The organism is Halalkalibaculum sp. DA3122 (genome assembly GCF_043951865.1).
Taxonomy (GTDB): Bacteria; Bacteroidota; Rhodothermia; order Balneolales; family Balneolaceae; genus JAMQKA01.
Genome location: NZ_JBINJF010000002.1, coordinates 173,229 through 190,698, shown reverse-complemented (window position 1 = coordinate 190,698; position 17,470 = coordinate 173,229). Strand labels below are relative to the sequence as shown.

20 protein-coding genes are annotated in these 17,470 nt (G+C 50.0%); 19 read left to right on the top strand and 1 reads right to left on the bottom strand.

Annotated features, from left to right (window positions below; genetic code table 11):
* Positions 1-314: 314 nt before the first annotated feature.
* The 11 genes from ACG2F4_RS02590 to ACG2F4_RS02540 all read left to right on the top strand — a co-directional run bounded on the left by ACG2F4_RS02590 (position 315) and on the right by ACG2F4_RS02540 (position 11,385).
* Positions 315-983: a GNAT family N-acetyltransferase gene (locus ACG2F4_RS02590; protein WP_395258020.1), complete on the top strand. Its 669-nt coding sequence runs from the start codon at positions 315-317 to the stop codon at positions 981-983.
* Positions 980-2,179: an argininosuccinate synthase gene (gene argG / locus ACG2F4_RS02585; RefSeq protein ID WP_395258018.1), complete on the top strand. Its 1,200-nt coding sequence runs from the start codon at positions 980-982 to the stop codon at positions 2,177-2,179. Before ACG2F4_RS02590 ends, argG begins: the two co-directional genes overlap by 4 nt.
* Entirely contained in the window at positions 2,176-3,153 is a 978-nt protein-coding gene (gene argC / locus ACG2F4_RS02580; RefSeq protein WP_395258017.1) for an N-acetyl-gamma-glutamyl-phosphate reductase, read from the top strand. Before argG ends, argC begins: the two co-directional genes overlap by 4 nt.
* Positions 3,154-3,293: 140 nt before the next feature.
* Entirely contained in the window at positions 3,294-4,220 is a 927-nt protein-coding gene (locus ACG2F4_RS02575; protein WP_395258014.1) for an N-acetylornithine carbamoyltransferase, read from the top strand.
* Between the two features lie 9 nt (positions 4,221-4,229).
* The gene (gene argB, locus ACG2F4_RS02570; protein ID WP_395258012.1) at positions 4,230-5,003 is read left to right on the top strand and encodes an acetylglutamate kinase; all 774 of its coding nucleotides are present in this window, start codon (positions 4,230-4,232) and stop codon (positions 5,001-5,003) included.
* Complete coding sequence (locus ACG2F4_RS02565) at positions 5,000-6,079, top strand: M20 family metallo-hydrolase (protein ID WP_395258010.1); 1,080 nt, start codon at positions 5,000-5,002, stop codon at positions 6,077-6,079. The genes argB and ACG2F4_RS02565 overlap by 4 nt, the downstream gene beginning before the upstream one ends.
* The gene (argH, locus tag ACG2F4_RS02560) at positions 6,076-7,362 is read left to right on the top strand and encodes an argininosuccinate lyase (RefSeq protein ID WP_395258007.1); all 1,287 of its coding nucleotides are present in this window, start codon (positions 6,076-6,078) and stop codon (positions 7,360-7,362) included. Before ACG2F4_RS02565 ends, argH begins: the two co-directional genes overlap by 4 nt.
* Before the next feature lie 120 nt (positions 7,363-7,482).
* Complete coding sequence (proC, locus tag ACG2F4_RS02555; RefSeq protein WP_395258004.1) at positions 7,483-8,283, top strand: pyrroline-5-carboxylate reductase; 801 nt, start codon at positions 7,483-7,485, stop codon at positions 8,281-8,283.
* A 134-nt stretch (positions 8,284-8,417) separates the two neighbouring features.
* Positions 8,418-8,870, top strand: coding sequence for an RrF2 family transcriptional regulator (locus tag ACG2F4_RS02550; protein WP_395258001.1), 453 nt, complete (start codon positions 8,418-8,420; stop codon positions 8,868-8,870).
* Between the two features lie 552 nt (positions 8,871-9,422).
* Positions 9,423-10,442 (top strand): hypothetical protein, encoded by a 1,020-nt coding sequence (locus ACG2F4_RS02545; protein WP_395257999.1) that lies wholly within the window; start codon positions 9,423-9,425, stop codon positions 10,440-10,442.
* 280 nt (positions 10,443-10,722) lie between these two features.
* A complete protein-coding gene (locus ACG2F4_RS02540) occupies positions 10,723-11,385 on the top strand; it encodes an energy transducer TonB (RefSeq protein ID WP_395257997.1) in 663 nt (220 codons plus the stop codon).
* A 385-nt stretch (positions 11,386-11,770) separates the two neighbouring features.
* On the opposite strand, the gene ACG2F4_RS02535 is transcribed toward ACG2F4_RS02540, so the two are convergent.
* Positions 11,771-12,871 (bottom strand): calcium/sodium antiporter, encoded by a 1,101-nt coding sequence (locus tag ACG2F4_RS02535; protein ID WP_395257995.1) that lies wholly within the window; start codon positions 12,869-12,871, stop codon positions 11,771-11,773.
* A 603-nt stretch (positions 12,872-13,474) separates the two neighbouring features.
* Here ACG2F4_RS02535 and ACG2F4_RS02530 point away from each other — a divergent pair.
* The 8 genes from ACG2F4_RS02530 to ACG2F4_RS02495 are packed head-to-tail and all read left to right on the top strand — an operon-like array spanning position 13,475 to position 17,449.
* Entirely contained in the window at positions 13,475-14,029 is a 555-nt protein-coding gene (locus tag ACG2F4_RS02530) for a Na+/H+ antiporter subunit E (protein WP_395257993.1), read from the top strand.
* The gene (locus ACG2F4_RS02525; protein WP_395257991.1) at positions 14,029-14,304 is read left to right on the top strand and encodes a monovalent cation/H+ antiporter complex subunit F; all 276 of its coding nucleotides are present in this window, start codon (positions 14,029-14,031) and stop codon (positions 14,302-14,304) included. The genes ACG2F4_RS02530 and ACG2F4_RS02525 overlap by 1 nt, the downstream gene beginning before the upstream one ends.
* Positions 14,297-14,614, top strand: coding sequence for a monovalent cation/H(+) antiporter subunit G (gene mnhG / locus ACG2F4_RS02520; RefSeq protein WP_395257989.1), 318 nt, complete (start codon positions 14,297-14,299; stop codon positions 14,612-14,614). Before ACG2F4_RS02525 ends, mnhG begins: the two co-directional genes overlap by 8 nt.
* Positions 14,615-14,617: 3 nt before the next feature.
* A complete protein-coding gene (locus ACG2F4_RS02515; RefSeq protein WP_395257987.1) occupies positions 14,618-14,863 on the top strand; it encodes a Na(+)/H(+) antiporter subunit B in 246 nt (81 codons plus the stop codon).
* Positions 14,860-15,168, top strand: coding sequence for a hydrogen gas-evolving membrane-bound hydrogenase subunit E (gene mbhE, locus ACG2F4_RS02510; RefSeq protein WP_395257985.1), 309 nt, complete (start codon positions 14,860-14,862; stop codon positions 15,166-15,168). The genes ACG2F4_RS02515 and mbhE overlap by 4 nt, the downstream gene beginning before the upstream one ends.
* On the top strand, positions 15,158-15,598 hold the full coding sequence (locus ACG2F4_RS02505; protein ID WP_395257983.1) for an MnhB domain-containing protein: 441 nt from the start codon (positions 15,158-15,160) through the stop codon (positions 15,596-15,598). The genes mbhE and ACG2F4_RS02505 overlap by 11 nt, the downstream gene beginning before the upstream one ends.
* Positions 15,591-15,959 (top strand): cation:proton antiporter subunit C, encoded by a 369-nt coding sequence (locus ACG2F4_RS02500; RefSeq protein WP_395257981.1) that lies wholly within the window; start codon positions 15,591-15,593, stop codon positions 15,957-15,959. The genes ACG2F4_RS02505 and ACG2F4_RS02500 overlap by 8 nt, the downstream gene beginning before the upstream one ends.
* A complete protein-coding gene (locus ACG2F4_RS02495) occupies positions 15,956-17,449 on the top strand; it encodes a complex I subunit 5 family protein (protein ID WP_395257979.1) in 1,494 nt (497 codons plus the stop codon). Before ACG2F4_RS02500 ends, ACG2F4_RS02495 begins: the two co-directional genes overlap by 4 nt.
* Positions 17,450-17,470: the final 21 nt, after the last annotated feature.

Below are 17,470 nucleotides of genomic sequence, written 5' to 3'. Positions count from 1 at the left end.
TTGCAATATTTAAAATGCAAAACACCTGAATAAATATTTGCATTATGCTGCAGGGAACCGTTATATTTCGATGCATGTTAAAATCAACGGGAAAATATTGTCAATTGCTAAACAGCAGCTTTGCTGTATACGCTCTTCCTGTACCACCACGATGCCTTCCTCTTCTTCCGCCGCGGCCCCTCCGGGCCTCATAAGATATCTCCATTCATCGGAGACAGGTTTACGCCCCTGCTCCGAATCAAACCGCCAAATCAACACCAATCACCAGACAGAATTCCTCTGAACGCTCTGTCTTACGTAAACTTACTACCAACATGGATATCAAAGTCACAATAGCCGACGATTCGCATCAAAAGTATGCCGAGGAGATATGTCAGCTTATGGAGGAGGCTGCTCATAAGCGGGGTACCGGGATTGCCAAACGGGAACCCGGTTATATACGGGCCAAGATGCGGGATGGAAAAGCGGTCATTGCCCTGGACAACGACAAATTCGTGGGATTTAGCTACGTCGAATCATGGAGTAACAAAGAATATGTTGCCAACTCCGGCCTTATCGTCCACCCCGACTATCGCGGCATGGGACTGGGGAAAAAGATCAAGCACAAAATTTTTGAACTTTCCCGCAAGAAATATCCCAAATCCAAAATATTCGGCATCACCACCAGTCTCGCGGTTATGAAGATCAACTCCGACCTGGGCTATGAGCCGGTTACCTTCTCGGAACTGACGCGTGACGACACCTTTTGGGACGGCTGCCAGAGCTGCCCGAACTACGATATTCTGAACAGCAACAATCGTAAAAACTGCCTCTGCACCGGCATGCTCTATGATCCCGAGGAGAAAAAGAAGAAAGAGAAGAAGCGCAAGCAGCAGGAGAAGGAAAAAAGGTGGGAACGCTTTAAACGCTTTCTCAAACTGAAGAAGAAACAGTTTATCCGTAAAACCGAATCGATTCTAAAATTCAAAATTGGATGGCAATGAGTAACAGCAAAAAAGTAGTGCTGGCCTACAGCGGGGGGCTCGACACCTCCTACTGCGTGGCCTACCTGAAGAATGAACTGAATCTCGAGGTTCATACCGTCCTGGTGGAAACCGGCGGATTTACCGAAGAAGAACTGAACGAGGTGGAAGAAAAGGCACTTTCGCTGGGGGCCGCCTCCCACAAAACCATCGACGAAGTAGACGATTTTTACCAGCAGATCATCCGGTACCTCGTATATGGAAACGTGCTGAAAAATCACACCTATCCCCTTTCGGTGAGCGCCGAGCGGGTTTCGCAGGCCATCGCCGTGGCAGAATACGCGAAGACGCTGAATGCTGATTACATCGCCCACGGAAGTACGGGCGCCGGCAACGACCAGATCCGGTTCGATCTCGTATTTAACGTGATGGTCCCCGACCTCGAAATCCTGACGCCAATCCGTGACCAACAGCTTTCGCGCGAGGAGGAAGTCGAATTCCTGAAAGGCTACGGCGTAGACCTGGACTGGGAAGAAGCGCAATACTCGGTCAATAAAGGACTGTGGGGCACCACGGTTGGAGGAGCGGAAACACTGACCTCGCACCTGCCACTGCCGAACGACGCCTGGCCCAGCCAGCTGGAAAAAAACGGCTCAGAAATTGTGGAACTTGAATTTGACGAAGGTGAACTGGTCGGGGTTGGCGGGCGGAACATGGACCCCGTTGAAGCGATCCGCACGCTGGATGAGCTGGGCTCCGCCTACGCCATCGGCCGCGATGTTCACGTGGGCGATACGATTATCGGCATAAAAGGGCGTGTGGGATTCGAAGCCGCCGCACCGCTGATCATCATCAACGCCCACCGGCAGCTTGAGAAGCACACCCTCACCAAGTGGCAACTCTACTGGAAAGATCAGCTCGGCGAATGGTACGGGCAGATGCTCCACGAGGGACAGTTCCTGGATCCCGTAATGCGCAACATAGAGGCGTTTATGGAGGATACGCAGGAGACAGTCTCCGGAACCGTGAAAGTGAGCCTTCATCCATACCGGTATGAAATCCTGGGAATCAGCTCCGACAACGATCTCATGCAATCCTCCTTCGGCGACTACGGCGAAATGAACAAGGCCTGGAGCGGAGAGGATGTGAAAGGATTTTCCAAAATTCTGTCCAATCAAATTAATCTTCACCGATCAGTCCACAACGACCAATCATGATTACCACAGGCATTGTAGGCGGGGGCGGATACACGGCGGGCGAACTGATTCGCCTGCTGCTCCACCACCCCGAAGTAGAACTCGATTTTGTATACAGCCGCAGCCAGGGCGGAAAACCGGTTGCTTCAATTCACCAGGATTTGGTGGGGGAAACCGACCTCATATTTTCCGACGAAGTTAACACCGGTGTAGATGTTATCTTCCTCTGCATGGGACACGGCAACTCGCGACCCTTCCTGGAAGAGCACCCTCTACCTGACGATGTCAACATTGTGGACCTGAGTCGCGATTTCCGGCTCCGGGAGGATGCGAGCCACAACAACCGGGAATTTGTTTACGGTCTGCCGGAACTGAATCGCGAAGGAATCTGCAAAACAGATCAGATTGCCAATCCCGGCTGTTTTTCCACCGGCATTCAACTGGCGCTGCTCCCGATGGCCGCCAACAAAAAACTGCTGGAGGATATAAATATCCACGCCATTACGGGATCCACCGGGGCGGGACAACAGCCCCGTAGTACCACACACTTCAGCTGGCGCGAGGGCAACGTCTCCATCTACAAACCCTTCACCCACCAGCATCTTGACGAGATAAAGCAGAGTGTGGGACAACTGCAGGGCGTCTATAACAAGGATATCAATTTCATCCCGATGCGCGGAAATTTTACGCGCGGCATCTTCGTATCGGCCTACACCAAAACGGATTTGACGGAACCGCAGGCGGTGGAACTCTATGCCGAATACTACAAAGAGGCCACGTTTACCCATGTTAGCAGTGAGCCACTGCATCTTAAACAGGTGGTAAATACGAACAAATGCCTGCTCCATGTCGAAAAGCACGGCGACAACCTGCTGGTTACGAGCATTGTAGACAACCTGCTGAAGGGCGCCTCCGGCCAGGCGGTCCACAATATGAATCTGATGCTGGGACTGCCGGAAGATACCGGGTTGAAACTTAAATCGAGTTACTTCTAGTGTCTTGTTGACAGAACACGGTTAACTCGGATCAGACGGATGAACACCGATAATACTTCTTGATATCCGTGTTTGTCAGCTGAATCCGTTTTATCTGCGTTCTCAATTGAACGAATAGTTTTTATAAAAATCATTGACAAATGAATAAATTCACCCAGGTTTCCGACGTCGAGGATGTCAGTGCGTTAATTACCGAGGCGATCCGCCTGAAAGCCGACCCGTTTCTCTCGGATATCGGTTCCCAAAAAACGCTGGCGATGATCTTCCTGAATCCCAGCCTGCGTACCCGTATGAGTACCCAGAAGGCCGCACAGAATCTGGGGATGAACACCATCGTCATGAATATGGGCAAAGACGGCTGGGCGCTGGAGTTTGAAGATGGCGTGGTCATGGATGGTAACACCGTTGAACACATTAAAGACGCCGCACAGGTGATCAGCCAGTATTGCGACATCCTGGCGATCCGGTCGTTTGCCAAATTCGAGGATCGCAAGGAGGATTACAACGAGCAGGTGCTCAACCAGCTTATCGAACACGCCTCCGTACCGGTGGTCAGTATGGAGTCGGCCACCCGGCATCCGCTGCAGTCGCTGGCCGACCTCGTGACGATTGCGGAAACAGGAATTAAAAAGCCAAAAATTGCGGTAACGTGGGCCCCGCATCCCAAACCGCTGCCCCACGCGGTGGTGAACTCCTTTTTGGAGTGGATTCAAACCACCGAGGCCGACGTAACGCTGACCCATCCCAAAGGGTATGAGCTGGATGAGGAGTTCAGTGGCGGTGTGGAGGTCAATTACGACCAGGAAGAAGCGTTGCGGGATGCTGACTTTGTCTATACCAAAAGCTGGGCCAGCTACACGCAGTATGGCCAGCGGCCGCCGGTCGAGGGCAACTGGACGGTTACGGCGGAGAAGATGAACCTGACCAACAACGGGCGGTTCATGCACTGCCTGCCGATCCGCCGCAACGTGGTGGCCGAGGATACCGTCATTGACAACTCAATTGTTTACGAACAAGCCAGGAACAGGGTATGCTCCTGCCAGGCTGTACTGAAAAATATTTTGTAGGCTCACTAAATGGATTCACTTCACGTCATTAAAATCGGTGGTAAAGTTGTGGCCGATGAACCACTGCTGACCGAATTTTTAGATGATTTCAGCAATATTGACGGGCACAAAATTCTGGTCCACGGCGGCGGTAACATCGCCAGTCAGATCAGTGAAAAACTGGGCGTGGAGGTAAAAATGAATAAAGGTCGCCGCGTCACTGACAAAGATTCGCTCGATGTGGCTGCCATGACCTACGCCGGGCTGATCAATAAAAACCTGGTGGCCAAGCTACAGGCCCGCGGTTGCAACGCGCTGGGGCTTTCCGGGGCCGACTTGAATGCGATTAAGGCTTTCAAACGGCAAGATGCCGAAATCGATTACGGCTTTGTCGGCGATGTGGATGACGACAGCGTAAATGTTCCCGGCCTCAGCAAGCTGCTCAAGATGAACATTTCACCCGTCTTTTGTGCCCTGACGCACGACGGCCACGGGCAGCTGTTCAATACCAACGCCGATACGCTGGCGGCTGTACTGGCGCACTCCCTTTCCAAAAATTTTGAGGTTACCCTGACCTTCTGCTTTGAAAAACAGGGCGTTCTCGCTGATGTGGAGGATGATCGTTCCGTCATCCCCGAAATCGACCGGGAACTGTATGTCGAGCTTAAAGAAGACGGCACCATCCATGAGGGAATGCTCCCCAAAATGGAGAATGCCTTTAAAGCCCTGAGCAAGGGCGTACGGCAGGTTGAGATCAAACATCCTGCCAATCTACTAACCAAAACAGGAACAATACTGACATGATGATTCAGACCTCTACTTCATTACATACCGAAGCGATCGAACTGCTTAAGCAGCTGATTGCCACCCCGTCCCTCTCCAAGGAGGAAGACGATACCGCGGAGGTCATTATTGACTTTCTCGAATCGCACGGCGTGACAACCCATCGCTTGCACAACAATATCTGGGCTACCAACAAGCATTTTGAGCCGGGCAAGCCGACCCTGCTGCTCAACTCGCACCACGACACGGTAAAGCCGAATGACGGGTACACCCGCGACCCGCACAGCCCGGAAGTGGAAGACGGCAAGCTGTTCGGACTCGGAAGTAATGATGCCGGAGGTCCGCTGGTCTCCCTGATGGCGACATTCCTCCATTTTCACGATCGTGAAGACCTGGCCTGGAACGTGGTATTCTGTGCCTCGGCGGAAGAGGAGATCTCCGGTGACAACGGCATGCGCGCCGCCCGCGATGTACTGCCGGAATTTGACTGCGCCATTGTCGGTGAACCTACGCAAATGAAAATGGCCATTGCCGAGAAGGGATTGCTGATCCTCGATTGTACGGCCAGGGGCACGAGCGGGCACGCCGCCCACGACGGCGCCGACAACGCCATCTATAAAGCGATGAAGGATATTGAATGGTTCCGAACCTTCGGGTTCAGCCAGGTTTCTGAATCGCTGGGTCCCATCAAAATGACGGTAACGATTATCAATGCCGGCAGCCAGCACAACGTGGTGCCAGACCGCTGTACCTTTACCGTCGACGTACGAACGACCGACGCCTACTCGCTGGAGGATGTGCTGCAAATCATTGACGACCACACGGAATCGGAGATCGCACCGCGCTCAGTACAGCTCCGGCCCTCCTCGATTCCAACCGACCACCCGCTGGTGACTACGGGAAAAGCGATGGGGATCGAAACGTATGGTTCGCCTACGCTTTCGGACCAATCCCTGCTGCCTGTGCCCTCTCTTAAAATGGGTCCCGGCGACTCCAACCGCTCGCACACGGCCGACGAGTTTATCAAGCTGTCGGAGATCGAGGAGGGCATCGACACCTACATTGAACTGTTAAGCAAGGTTCTGACCATATCATGAAAGTCTGGGACAAGGGTTTCGACACGGAAACAAAGGTAGAAGAGTTCACGGTGGGCAACGACCGTGAACTCGATCTGCTGCTGGCAAAATATGACGTGCAGGCTTCCATTGCCCACGCCAGGATGCTTAAAAAAGCAGGTATTCTCTCCGAAGAAGAACTCGACGGATTGGTTACCGAGCTCCAACAAATCGGTATCGAGGTGGAGGAAGGTACGTTCACTATCGAGCAGGAGTTCGAGGATATCCACTCCAAAATTGAGCACCGATTGACGGAAGCGGTAGGCGATGCAGGCAAAAAAATTCACACCGGCCGTTCGCGCAACGACCAGGTGCTGGTCTGCATGCATCTGTATGCCAAGAGCGAGATTGACCAGATTAAATCACTTATCAAAAGCCTTTTTGACCGACTCATAGAACTGAGCGAACAGCACAAGGACGTACTGATGCCGGGTTATACCCATTTCCAGGTGGCGATGCCCTCTTCGTTTGGACTCTGGTTTGGCGCGTACGCCGAGCAGCTGGTTGACGATCTTCATCAGCTGAAGGCGGCATATAGTGTAGCTGATCAGAATCCGCTGGGTTCGGCAGCGGGATATGGCTCGAATCTCCCGATCGATCGAACACATACAACGAACGAGCTGGGCTTTTCCACGCTTAAATATAATTCGGTGGCGGCGCAGATGAGTCGCGGTCGGCTGGAGCAGTCGCTGGCCACCGGACTATCATCTGTAGCAGCCACGCTTTCTAAAATGGCGATGGACGCCGTGCTCTATGCGGGTCAAAATCACGATTTTATCTCCTTCCCGGATGAACTGACGACCGGCTCCAGCATCATGCCGCACAAAAAGAACCCGGATGTGTTTGAGCTGATCCGGGGCAAGTGCAACGCCATCCAGGCGCTGCCCAACCAGGTGGCGATGATCAACAGCAACCTGCCGAGCGGCTATCACCGTGAGTACCAGATCCTGAAAGAAGCGCTCTTCCCGGCCGTGGAAGTACTGAAATCGTGCCTGGATATGGCCGAGTTCATGCTGCAGCATATCGAAGTCAACAAACATATTTTGGATGATGAGCGGTATAAATACCTGTTCAGCGTGGAAGTGGTGAACCAACAAGTGGGCCGGGGCGTGCCGTTTCGCGAGGCGTACCGGGCGGTGGCGGAGCAGATTGGCAAAGGAACGTTCAACCCGGAGAAGCAGGTGGAGCACACCCACGAGGGGAGCATCGGCAATCTTTGTAATGAGGAAATCCGGAAGAAGTTTGATAACGCTTTTGAGGGATAGCTGTTTAACCGCAATACACGCAGTGATTTAACCTGGGTATTTTTGCGCATTCTTCGCGTCCTTTGTGGTTACATGACTGTTTGAAGAAAGAATTTAATCCAAAACAAAACGCACAACATCATGAAAAAAGAAGTAGCAATTCTGGGTGGAGGCAATCTCGGAACGGCACTGGCCAAAGGACTGGTCGGTACCGACGAAGCCCGTGATCAGTACAATGTAACTATCACCCGGCGGCGAGTAGAGCTGATCAAGCATCTGGAAGAGGATGGAATCAACGTTACCTCCGACAACCTCGAAGCTGTAGAAAATGCAGAGCTTCTCATTCTGGCGGTTCAACCCAACCAGATTGAAAAGCTTATTGAACAGATTAAACCCGTACTCGATCCGGAAAAACATATTCTGATCTCTGCCATTACCGGCCTGACGGATGAAGAAATTGCTGAATTGACCGGTACCGGCTTCCGCATCATTCGTGTAATGCCCAACACGGCGGCCGCCATCAACCAGTCGATGACCTGTATCGAGGAAACCCCTCATAAAGAGGCTGAAGAATCCACCGTAAACCTGTTTAAAACCATTGGTCGTACGCTGGTCATCGGCACTGAACTGATGGAGGCGTCTACAGTGCTGGGAGCCTGTGGCGTTGCATTTTTCCTGCGCTTTATCCGTGCGGCCTCGCAAGGAGGTATTGAAGTTGGATTCCATGCCGAGGAAGCGCAGCTCATTGCGGCCCAGACGGCACTCGGGGCCTCGGCCCTGCTGCTGGAGTCGGGCGGTCATCCCGAACATGAGATCGACAAAGTGACCACGCCCAAAGGCTGCACTATCGCAGGTCTGAACGAAATGGAACACTACGGACTTAGTTCAGCCTTGATCAAGGGGATTAAAACATCCTATGAAAAAATCGAAAAAATCCGGTAAGCGATCTGCCATGTGCGGCACATCCCGCCGGTGCCGCACCAATCTTCCGGAAGGGATGGCAAGTTTCTTCCTTGCTTGTTAAACTTATAGCAGCCAACTAAGACAACGTAGTATTAATTCCCAAAACCTTTTTCATGTTACTTTCCAAAGCTTGCGTATATGGAATCCGGGCTTCCCTCTTCATGGCCTCCAGCTCAGATAACAATTATATGCCGATCAGGGAGATCAGTGAAAAACTGGACATCTCTTACCATTTCCTAACCAAAATTCTACAGGAACTAACCAAGGCCGACCTTGTGGAATCCCTGAAAGGTCCCAATGGCGGAGTTCGACTGAAAAAGCCGGGAAATAAAGTAACCTTGCTCGAAGTGGTCGTGGCCGTCGACGGAATGGATCTGCTGACCGAATGTGCCCTCGGCCTGCCCGGATGTGGCGTCGAAAAACCGTGTCCGCTGCATGACCAATGGGCGGAAACCAGGGACGAAATCCGTAATATGCTGGAAGATACCACCCTCAAAGAACTGGCCGGAAAGGGCAAAGAGGGAAACCTTCGGATTTCAGCCGACGGGAGCTTCGACTGGCAGTAGATGAGCAGGGGATGTGTTATACAATCCTTTATCGAGCTCTGGTACCTGTTACTGTTTGGTAACCCGCAATTTTGAGACAGTCCGTAAATTGCACATAATGTTAACATGAGCTCAATATAACGTCCAACTTTAAAATTGTTTTTTAATTTCTTGGGGGCTGCACTTTAATCTCCCCTTGAGGGGAGCCCCGCTGAAGGCGGGAGGGATGTTATTCTCTGTTTTAGGCTTACACCTCCCGACCCAATCGCGCGCGAACCACGCGATTGGGCCTTCTTCAAGAAGGGTTTTTTGTTTCTATTTCAAGGTAAACGGGCATTCTGGTTGAGATAATTATGTCAAATTCAGGTTAATGTTAGTATATGCAGGTTCGTGCCCCGTTGATCTACTGTTTGGGACCTTTGCAGAACCTGCTATTTTGTTGGGAGGTGGTTGTATTACCGACCTTATTGACCTTTTAACGGGAGTACAACTCCCTCAGAACAAGGAATTGAGGGAGTTGCAAAGCCCTTTGTTTAAAAATTCAGTTCCCGGTTTAACAAAATCCCGCTGCTAATGAAAAAAAAACTGATCTACCTTTTCTCAGGAGTACTGCTCTTGGTGCTTGGCCTGCTTGCCTATCATTTTTATGCGGCCCGCAATGCCGAACAGACTATTGACGAAACGATCCGGGAGATCACCTCAAAATCAACCCCGAAATTGACGGTAGATTTTTCCGCTATCGAAGTGAGCCCTTTTTCCGGGGATATTCACTTCTCCAATATCAATATTATTCAAGACCGGAATATACAGCGCGCCACCTCAGCGCGGTTTAACCTGGCCTACACCGACTTCCTCAAGTTTATGGTATGGGGCACAGAATCAGGACTGAAACAGGTGGAGCACGGCGTGCTGGAACTTGCCGATATCTCCTACACCGACCGTGAAACATTCCTGGAAGTCAAGATGGATTCGCTGACCATCGACTACAGCGGAAATTTATGGAATCTGATTCTGCAGGCACTCACGAACCGGCCTGCCCAGCTTCAGCACAATATTAAAGCCCAGGGCCGGCAGTTTAGCTTCCACCAGCCGGAAGAGGGGATCGGATCCGTGCAGGCCGACTCCCTTTTTGCGGATGCCTACTTTGGGAAGCCCGGTAATGAAACCGACTCTCTGCAGAACAGGATCGAACTCTCAGGTATTACCTGGTCCCCGGTGCCCCCGTTCCGGGAGAAATACCAATTTTTTATCCGGGGATTTGGATTTCAACCAGAAGCGATCCCCCTCGCCGGGGCTTCACTCACGTACCAATATACGCTGGAAGACCACCTTTTCTTTATCAGCGAAATGAGGCTTGATTCCGAACTTTTTACCCTCACGCTCAATGGCCACTTTTTGTTGGATCCGGCCCAGTTCCGGCAATCGACCCTGAGAGATGCCACCCTGCGAATTCACGATACCTCTCCCCGGTTCCAGACATTCCTTCAACAGCTTCAGCAGATCACCAGTCTCAAGCTTCCGGATAACGGTACCGACCTGCAGCTCCGGCTGAATGGACCGCTGGCTAAACCGGATATAACATTTCAACCCTGAATCTTACATTACTAATATATGACCGAGCAGAAATACATCGCAGTTTTTACAAGTTCGCGGCACAATATTTTCGGCCAAAAAACGTTAGACTCCACGAAAAAAAGGTTAACACAAATCGTTAAACCGAAGGAGGAGATTTCACCCCGGTTTACGCCCGAAAAATGAGCTGGAGGCAGATGTAAACGAGATACATTTATATGCTCCGATTATTATTTCTTTTGTGGATAATTCCGGGCTGGACCTCCCCTTTCATTTATTTAAACGACAAGAGGTGGTTACCATGGCTGATGATCGAAAAAAACCGGAGGCCGATCTGCGCAATTATTACACACTGCTCCTGGAAACAGGCCTCATTTTTGTCTTGGCGGTCTTCCTGGTTGCTATGAAAGTTGAAATACAGGCCGTTGAAAAAGAGGTGAACTTGACGGAAGAGCAGGAGGTCGTTGAAATTGAAGACATCGTACGGACCGAACAGCGCGAAAAGCCGCCACCCCCGCCGCGACCTCCCGTTCCGGTGGAAGTTCCCAATGATGAAATCATAGAAGACCAAAATTTTGATATCAGTGCGGACCTCAACTTGCATGAGAAACTCGAGCTGCCCCCGCCTCCCGATGATGAAGGAGCTGAAGAAGAGGAGGAAGACTTCTTCGTGGTTGTTGAACAGATGCCCAAGCTGAAAGGAGGACTGGCCGAGCTGCAGGGCTGCGTTAAATACCCTGAAATGGCCAGAAAAGCCGGTATTGAGGGGCGCGTTATCGTTCAGTTTATCGTAAATGAGCAGGGACAGGTGGAAAACCCTCGCGTAACCCGCGGCATCGGCGGCGGAGCTGACGAGGAAGCTGTCCGCTGTGTAAAACAGGCCGAATTTGAACCGGGTCGACAGCGTGGAGAGCCGGTTCCCGTACAGTACAGCTTGCCGGTAGTCTTCAGGCTGCAAAACTAGGATATCACTACTTCGCGAAAAATAATTTCGCCAAAATGTATTGAGCAGCGGCGGGCCGGAATTGCGTGAATGGTTTACCGGCCCCGGATCTGCTTCTACATCTCCCTCCTTATAACTCCGTTTATTTAGTGCTTCCTTCCTCCAAAAGAGACATTATCACCTTTTCTATGACAGAGGTTCATCATGATAACAGGGTAATCTGTGGCGTATTTGGAGGAAGTGGACCGCATAAATGCAAGGTTTTTGGGCAAACAAGGGAAACTCCTTGCACGTAATTGTCGTAACAAATACTCTAATTTGCTGGTAACCAATGAGTTGATGAGGCCCTTTTTAAAGCAGGCCTGATGCCCATTTTCTGATCACAGTGCCAGTCAGATCCAGCAGATTACGAACGGCCAGACAACTCATCGGCCTTGTTGGCCAGCCGTTTCAGGTACAGAGACCGTGTGACCAGTATCCCCAGGGTCAACAGCGTAATAGGCACCACAAACCAGATCATGACAGTATTGAATCGTGGCAGCAGCTCATGGCCGGTGGTGTCTAAAAACAGGTACACAAGATAGGCCGCATAATAAAACAGAAAGACGCCCCCTTCCCAACGTGCAATACGGTGTCCGGTAAAAAAGATCGGCAGGCAGGCGATACTGACTGCCACCATAAAAGGTATGTCGAGCGCAACCGCCGCCGGCGATACTGCAAAACCACCACTTAGCACAACACTTAAGCCCAGCACCAGCAAAAGATTGAAAATATTGCTGCCCACTACATTTCCCACGGAAAGGTCCTGCTCCCCCTTCAGTGCTGCAATGACAGAGGTGGCAATCTCCGGCAACGAGGTGCCAACTGATATTACCGTTAGGCCAATAATCAGCTCGCTCATTCCCCAGGCCAGGGCTATTTCCACCGCGCTGCCAACCATCCAGCGGGCGCCCAGTATCAGGGTTCCCAGCCCTGTAACGAACAGTCCTATTTGTATCGGCAGGGGGCGGACTTCTCGTTGAACGGGAGGTTCAGCCTCTGCCGGTTCGGGCATGCTGTCTCTTTGAATCTGCTTAATCTGAAAAACAAGAAACCCGGCAAACAGGGTAAGCAGGAGTCCCCCCTCCCACAGCTGCAGCACTCCATCCAGGCTCAGCAGGTAAACCAGGAGCGATAGTACAATCAGGATCGGGATGTCAAGCAGAACAATTCGGCGCCGGATGGCAATTGGAGCGATAACGGCGGTAACTCCCAGAATCAGGAGCACATTTACGATATTACTCCCAACTACATTTCCCAGGGCCAGGCTAGCCTCTCCCCCCAATGCCGCGCCTAGACTTACCGCCACCTCGGGCGCACTGGTCGCAAAGGCGACAATGACCACCCCTACAAACAGTGGAGAAATCTCATAACGGGCAGCAATGCCGGTAGAGGAGTCCACGAGCCATTGCGCCCCTGCCAGCAGAAAAACAAGTCCGATGATAAAAAGGAAGTAAGTAAGCATCATACACAAAAATACGATTTAACTTAACACTATCTAATTACAGGGAGCCTGGTGTAACCTCTCCCGTTCTTCTTCATGACAAAAACTCATTGAGCCCGTTAATCGATCATTACCCCATTCGGTGACAAATCCATAAAATCCGTCTTGGAGAGGACAACGTCACGGAGATTGATCCATTGGGTAAAAAACGCTGTGCCACTTTCTGAAACAGTAAACGTGGTTACATTAATGGATACCACACTCAATTTTGGTTGATACAAGAGAGCTAAAAAAATTGATCCCGGGTTGCTTTATTTTTTCTGCTACTAATTTACTTGCCGAGTAATACGGGTTAAAAAGGCCCAGATCCTATTTACATTTTTTTAAGAAAAACTTATAACTACATACAACCATGTTTTGGAAATCTGATGTACAGTTTATATTCTCCAATCATTAAAATTGAGTTCTGTAAAAAGCAGCGACAATGCTCCGATCATTTGCATTTATATCATTGCAGGAATATCCGAATATACGTTGAATGACCCAGGCGAATTCATTTTGAGGATTCCCCTTTTTTGATATTTTAAGAGCCCGCAATTATCTCTATCAACATAACTGGTTAGAACTTTGAAGTTATCAGCAAAAAGTCTGCTCCTGTCGTTTATTAGCCTGATGGGGTTTTGGTATCTTATGAGTGGCTTTTTTGACCTTGTCCACACGATCATGGGATTGATAAGCGTGGGTATTGTCATGGGGATTAATCACAAGCTCAAAACCTTCTCGTTTTATGAAAATGAAACCGATGTTCTAAAAGACCTTCGCATCTTGTACGCTCCCTACTATTTCGGCTGGCTGCTGGTGCAGATTGTGATATCGGGAATCGAGGTGGCAAAAATTTTGCTAAACCCGTCGCTGCCCATTCAAACCACCGTTGTCCGTTTCAAGGTAGATTATCCCAACCCCCATTGTAAAATGATTTTGGGCAATTCCATTACGCTCACCCCCGGAACGTTGACGGTGGATATTCAGGATAACGAATTTGTTGTACACGCCATCACTCCTTCATCATTTGAGGGGATCGCAAGCGACAAAATGCCGAAACAAGTGTTACGGCTCTTCACTGCCGAAGACCGTTCGGTCGTATCAGACTTTGAGGTTATCAAAAGCAGGGAGGAAATATAATGGAAACCTTTTTTCTGATCAGCGCCGTCGTTTTAACTGCCATTATAGCGGTTCCTGCTTATCGCGTTATTAAGGGGCCTACTGTATTTGACCGACTTGTCGGCACCAACGCCATTGCTACCAAAACGATCGTGCTGATTATTTTAATCGGGTACGTTTTCGGGCGGATCGACATGTTTATCGATATTACGCTGGCGTACGCCATTCTCGGGTTTATAGGATCGCTTACTATTGCAAAATACTTTTCAACAACCAAGGTGCGATTTGATGACTGATATCACCGCTGTTTTAACCATCCTATTTATTGTACTGGGTATTTTCTTCCTGCTGATCGGCAGTATAGGGACCATTCGTCTTCCTGATTTTTATTCCCGCACCCACGCCACCAGCAAAAGCGACACGCTGGGCATGATCCTGATCATTATCGGGCTGATTATTTTTGAAGGGTTTACCCTTAACAGCGGCAAGTTATTCCTGGTACTGCTTTTTATACTCCTGGCCAATCCTATTGGAGCACATGCGCTGGCCAGAGCAGCCTACTCCTCAGGACTTTCGCCGCAATTTCTCGACAAAAAAAATGACTAACGAATGTACTGGGCACTTGAACTCATACTTTTTTTATTTCTGCTGATTACCGCCTATATCGCCCTGGAAGCGGATGACCTGCTTGTGGCAGCCGTCATGCTGACCACATTCAGCTTTTTGATGGCCCTGCTTTTTACAACGATGGGGGCTGTAGACGTAGGTTTTACCGAGGCCGTGGTCGGAGCCGGGGTAACAGGGATCCTACTTGTAATAGCAATTTATCAAACCAAATTCACCACAGTAGATTGAAGTACTTAAAATTACTTTTAATCCTCACATTTACCCTGGTGCTTGTTTTTGCCGCGTCTGATCTGCCGTACCGCGGCAATCCCGACAATCAAATGAACCAGGAAACAAGCATGACGGGTACCGAAGTGCCGGGCAACTACTATATCCAGGAAGCATACAATGATGCTCATACGCCCAATATCGTCACGGTTATCCTGGGCGATTATCGTAGTATCGATACGCTTGGAGAACAGATCGTAATTTTCTCAGCTGGCTTGATATGCTTTTTACTGTTAAGGAGACGGGGGCAGGAAGATGACGAATAGAGAACACAGTCCCATTATTTTATTGGGCACCCGATTTTTGAGCCCCTATATCATGATTTTCGGCTTTTATGTGATCTTCCACGGGCACTACTCCCCGGGCGGGGGATTCCAGGGCGGCACGCTGCTGGCTGCATCTCTGCTGTTGATCCGTATCTCAAGCGGTACCGAAATTGCCAACCTGCAATTCAGGGATTACCTGGCCACCCCCTACGCCGCGCTTGGCGTTCTCATCTATTTTGGAACCGGACTCGTCGCACTACTCTGCGGAGGATATTTCCTGGATTACGAGCAGCTGCCCATTCCGGGGTTGGAAGGCGCAGATCTTCGGTACTGGGGCATCCTGATCATCGAACTGGGCATTGGCATAACCGTGATGACCGTACTCGTACTCATTTATGACAACATGGTAAAAGGTGAAGACTATGCTTGATTTTCTTATGGGCCATTACGCGTACTGGTTTACCATTATTTTACTGGCCATTGGCCTGTACGGCATGCTCCTGAAAAAAAACCTTGTCAAAAAAACGATCGGGCTTTCCATTTTTCAGGCCGCTGTAATTCTGTTTTTTGTATCCGTAGCCATGAAAGACGGTGCCACCGTTCCTGTAAAATCAGATAACCTCCCGGTTAGTGAAGTCTCGAATTACATGAATGCCCTTCCGCACACCCTGATGCTGACAGCTATTGTCGTGGGAGTGGCAACATTGGGTGTGGCCTTTGCACTGATCATCAGAATATATAACCGCTACGAAACACTCAACGAAGAAGAAATTTTAGATAAGATTCAATGATCGGATCAGAGATACCGGCTTTAATCCCCATTACGTATATCTTATTTGCGATCCTGATTCCCGTTATCGGGCTGTGGAAGCGGGATATAACATGGCACCTGGCCCTGCTGGGCTCAGGCATCGCCACCTTCTTCTCCACTTATGGATTGTGGTATTTACTTCAAACCGGTGAAACCGTTCGGTACTTTTTCGGCGGATGGCCGCCCCCCATCGGCATTGAGTTCGTTTATGACGGGCTTGCCGCGTTTATTGTGCTCGTGATTAACGCGATTTCCTTCCTGGTTCTTATTCATTCCAGGGAGATCAGTCAAAATGAATTTCCCGGCAAATTAATGGGATATTATTCGGTAGCCATGCTGATGATGCTTGGCTTCAACGGCATGGTGCTTACCGGCGATCTGTTTAACCTCTACGTGTTTTTGGAAATCTCTTCCCTCTCCAGCTATGCACTCATCGCTATTGGAGAAAAACGGGCCCCTTATGCTGCTTTCCGGTACCTGATTATCGGTACGGTTGGCGGATCGCTCTACCTGCTGGGGGTTGGATTTTTATACACCGTCACCGGCACGCTGAACATCATTGACATGCACGACATGCTGCCGCAGGTTATCGGGCACTCTTCCGTCATAGTAGCAATAATATTGATGGTCGTCGGTATCGGCGTAAAAGCGGCACTGTTTCCCCTGCACGGCTGGCTGCCCGATTCCTACACCTATGCTTCATCGACCTCATCAGCCATTATTGCCCCCATCGGCACCAAGGTAGCAGCCTACATTCTCTTCCGCGTGGTACTGTTTTTGTTTGGAGTAGAGCTTATTGATGCAGCTCTTCCAGTTACAACCATTATCGGAATATTTGCGGGTATCGGGATCCTCTACGGATCGATTATGGCGATTGCCCAGAGCGAGCTCAAAAAGATGCTGGCCTACAGCAGTGTTTCGCAGATTGGCTACATCATTATGGGACTCAGTCTTGCCAATCCCTTCGGTTTTATTGGCGCCATACTTCACGTGTTAAATCACGCAATAATGAAAGCCCTGCTATTCCTTGTATCGGGGAGCATGCGACTTAAAGAGGGCCACTCCCTGATTACAAAATTTGACGACAGCTATCGCAAAAAATATCCGTGGACCATGGCCGCTTTTACTACCGCGGCGATCTCAATGGTGGGATTGCCGCCGCTGGCAGGTTTTTTCAGCAAGTGGTACTTGGCACTGGGCACCATCGAAAACAGCAGCTGGATGCTACTGGCTGTCATTTTAATTAGTTCACTGCTCAATGCGGTATACTTCTTTCGAATTTTGGAAAAAGTGTATCTGCGCAATCCCGAGTCCGAAGAAACCGCTGTTACCGAGACTACCCGAACCAATGAAGTTGGCTTTAGCATGATGATGCCGATGGGCATAATGGCGATCGGACTTTTGATCGTAGGGATCTTCAATGCCTACATCGTTGATATCATTGTAACTATGTTCCCGGCAGGATTTTAACCAAAGTATTTACCCATTAAC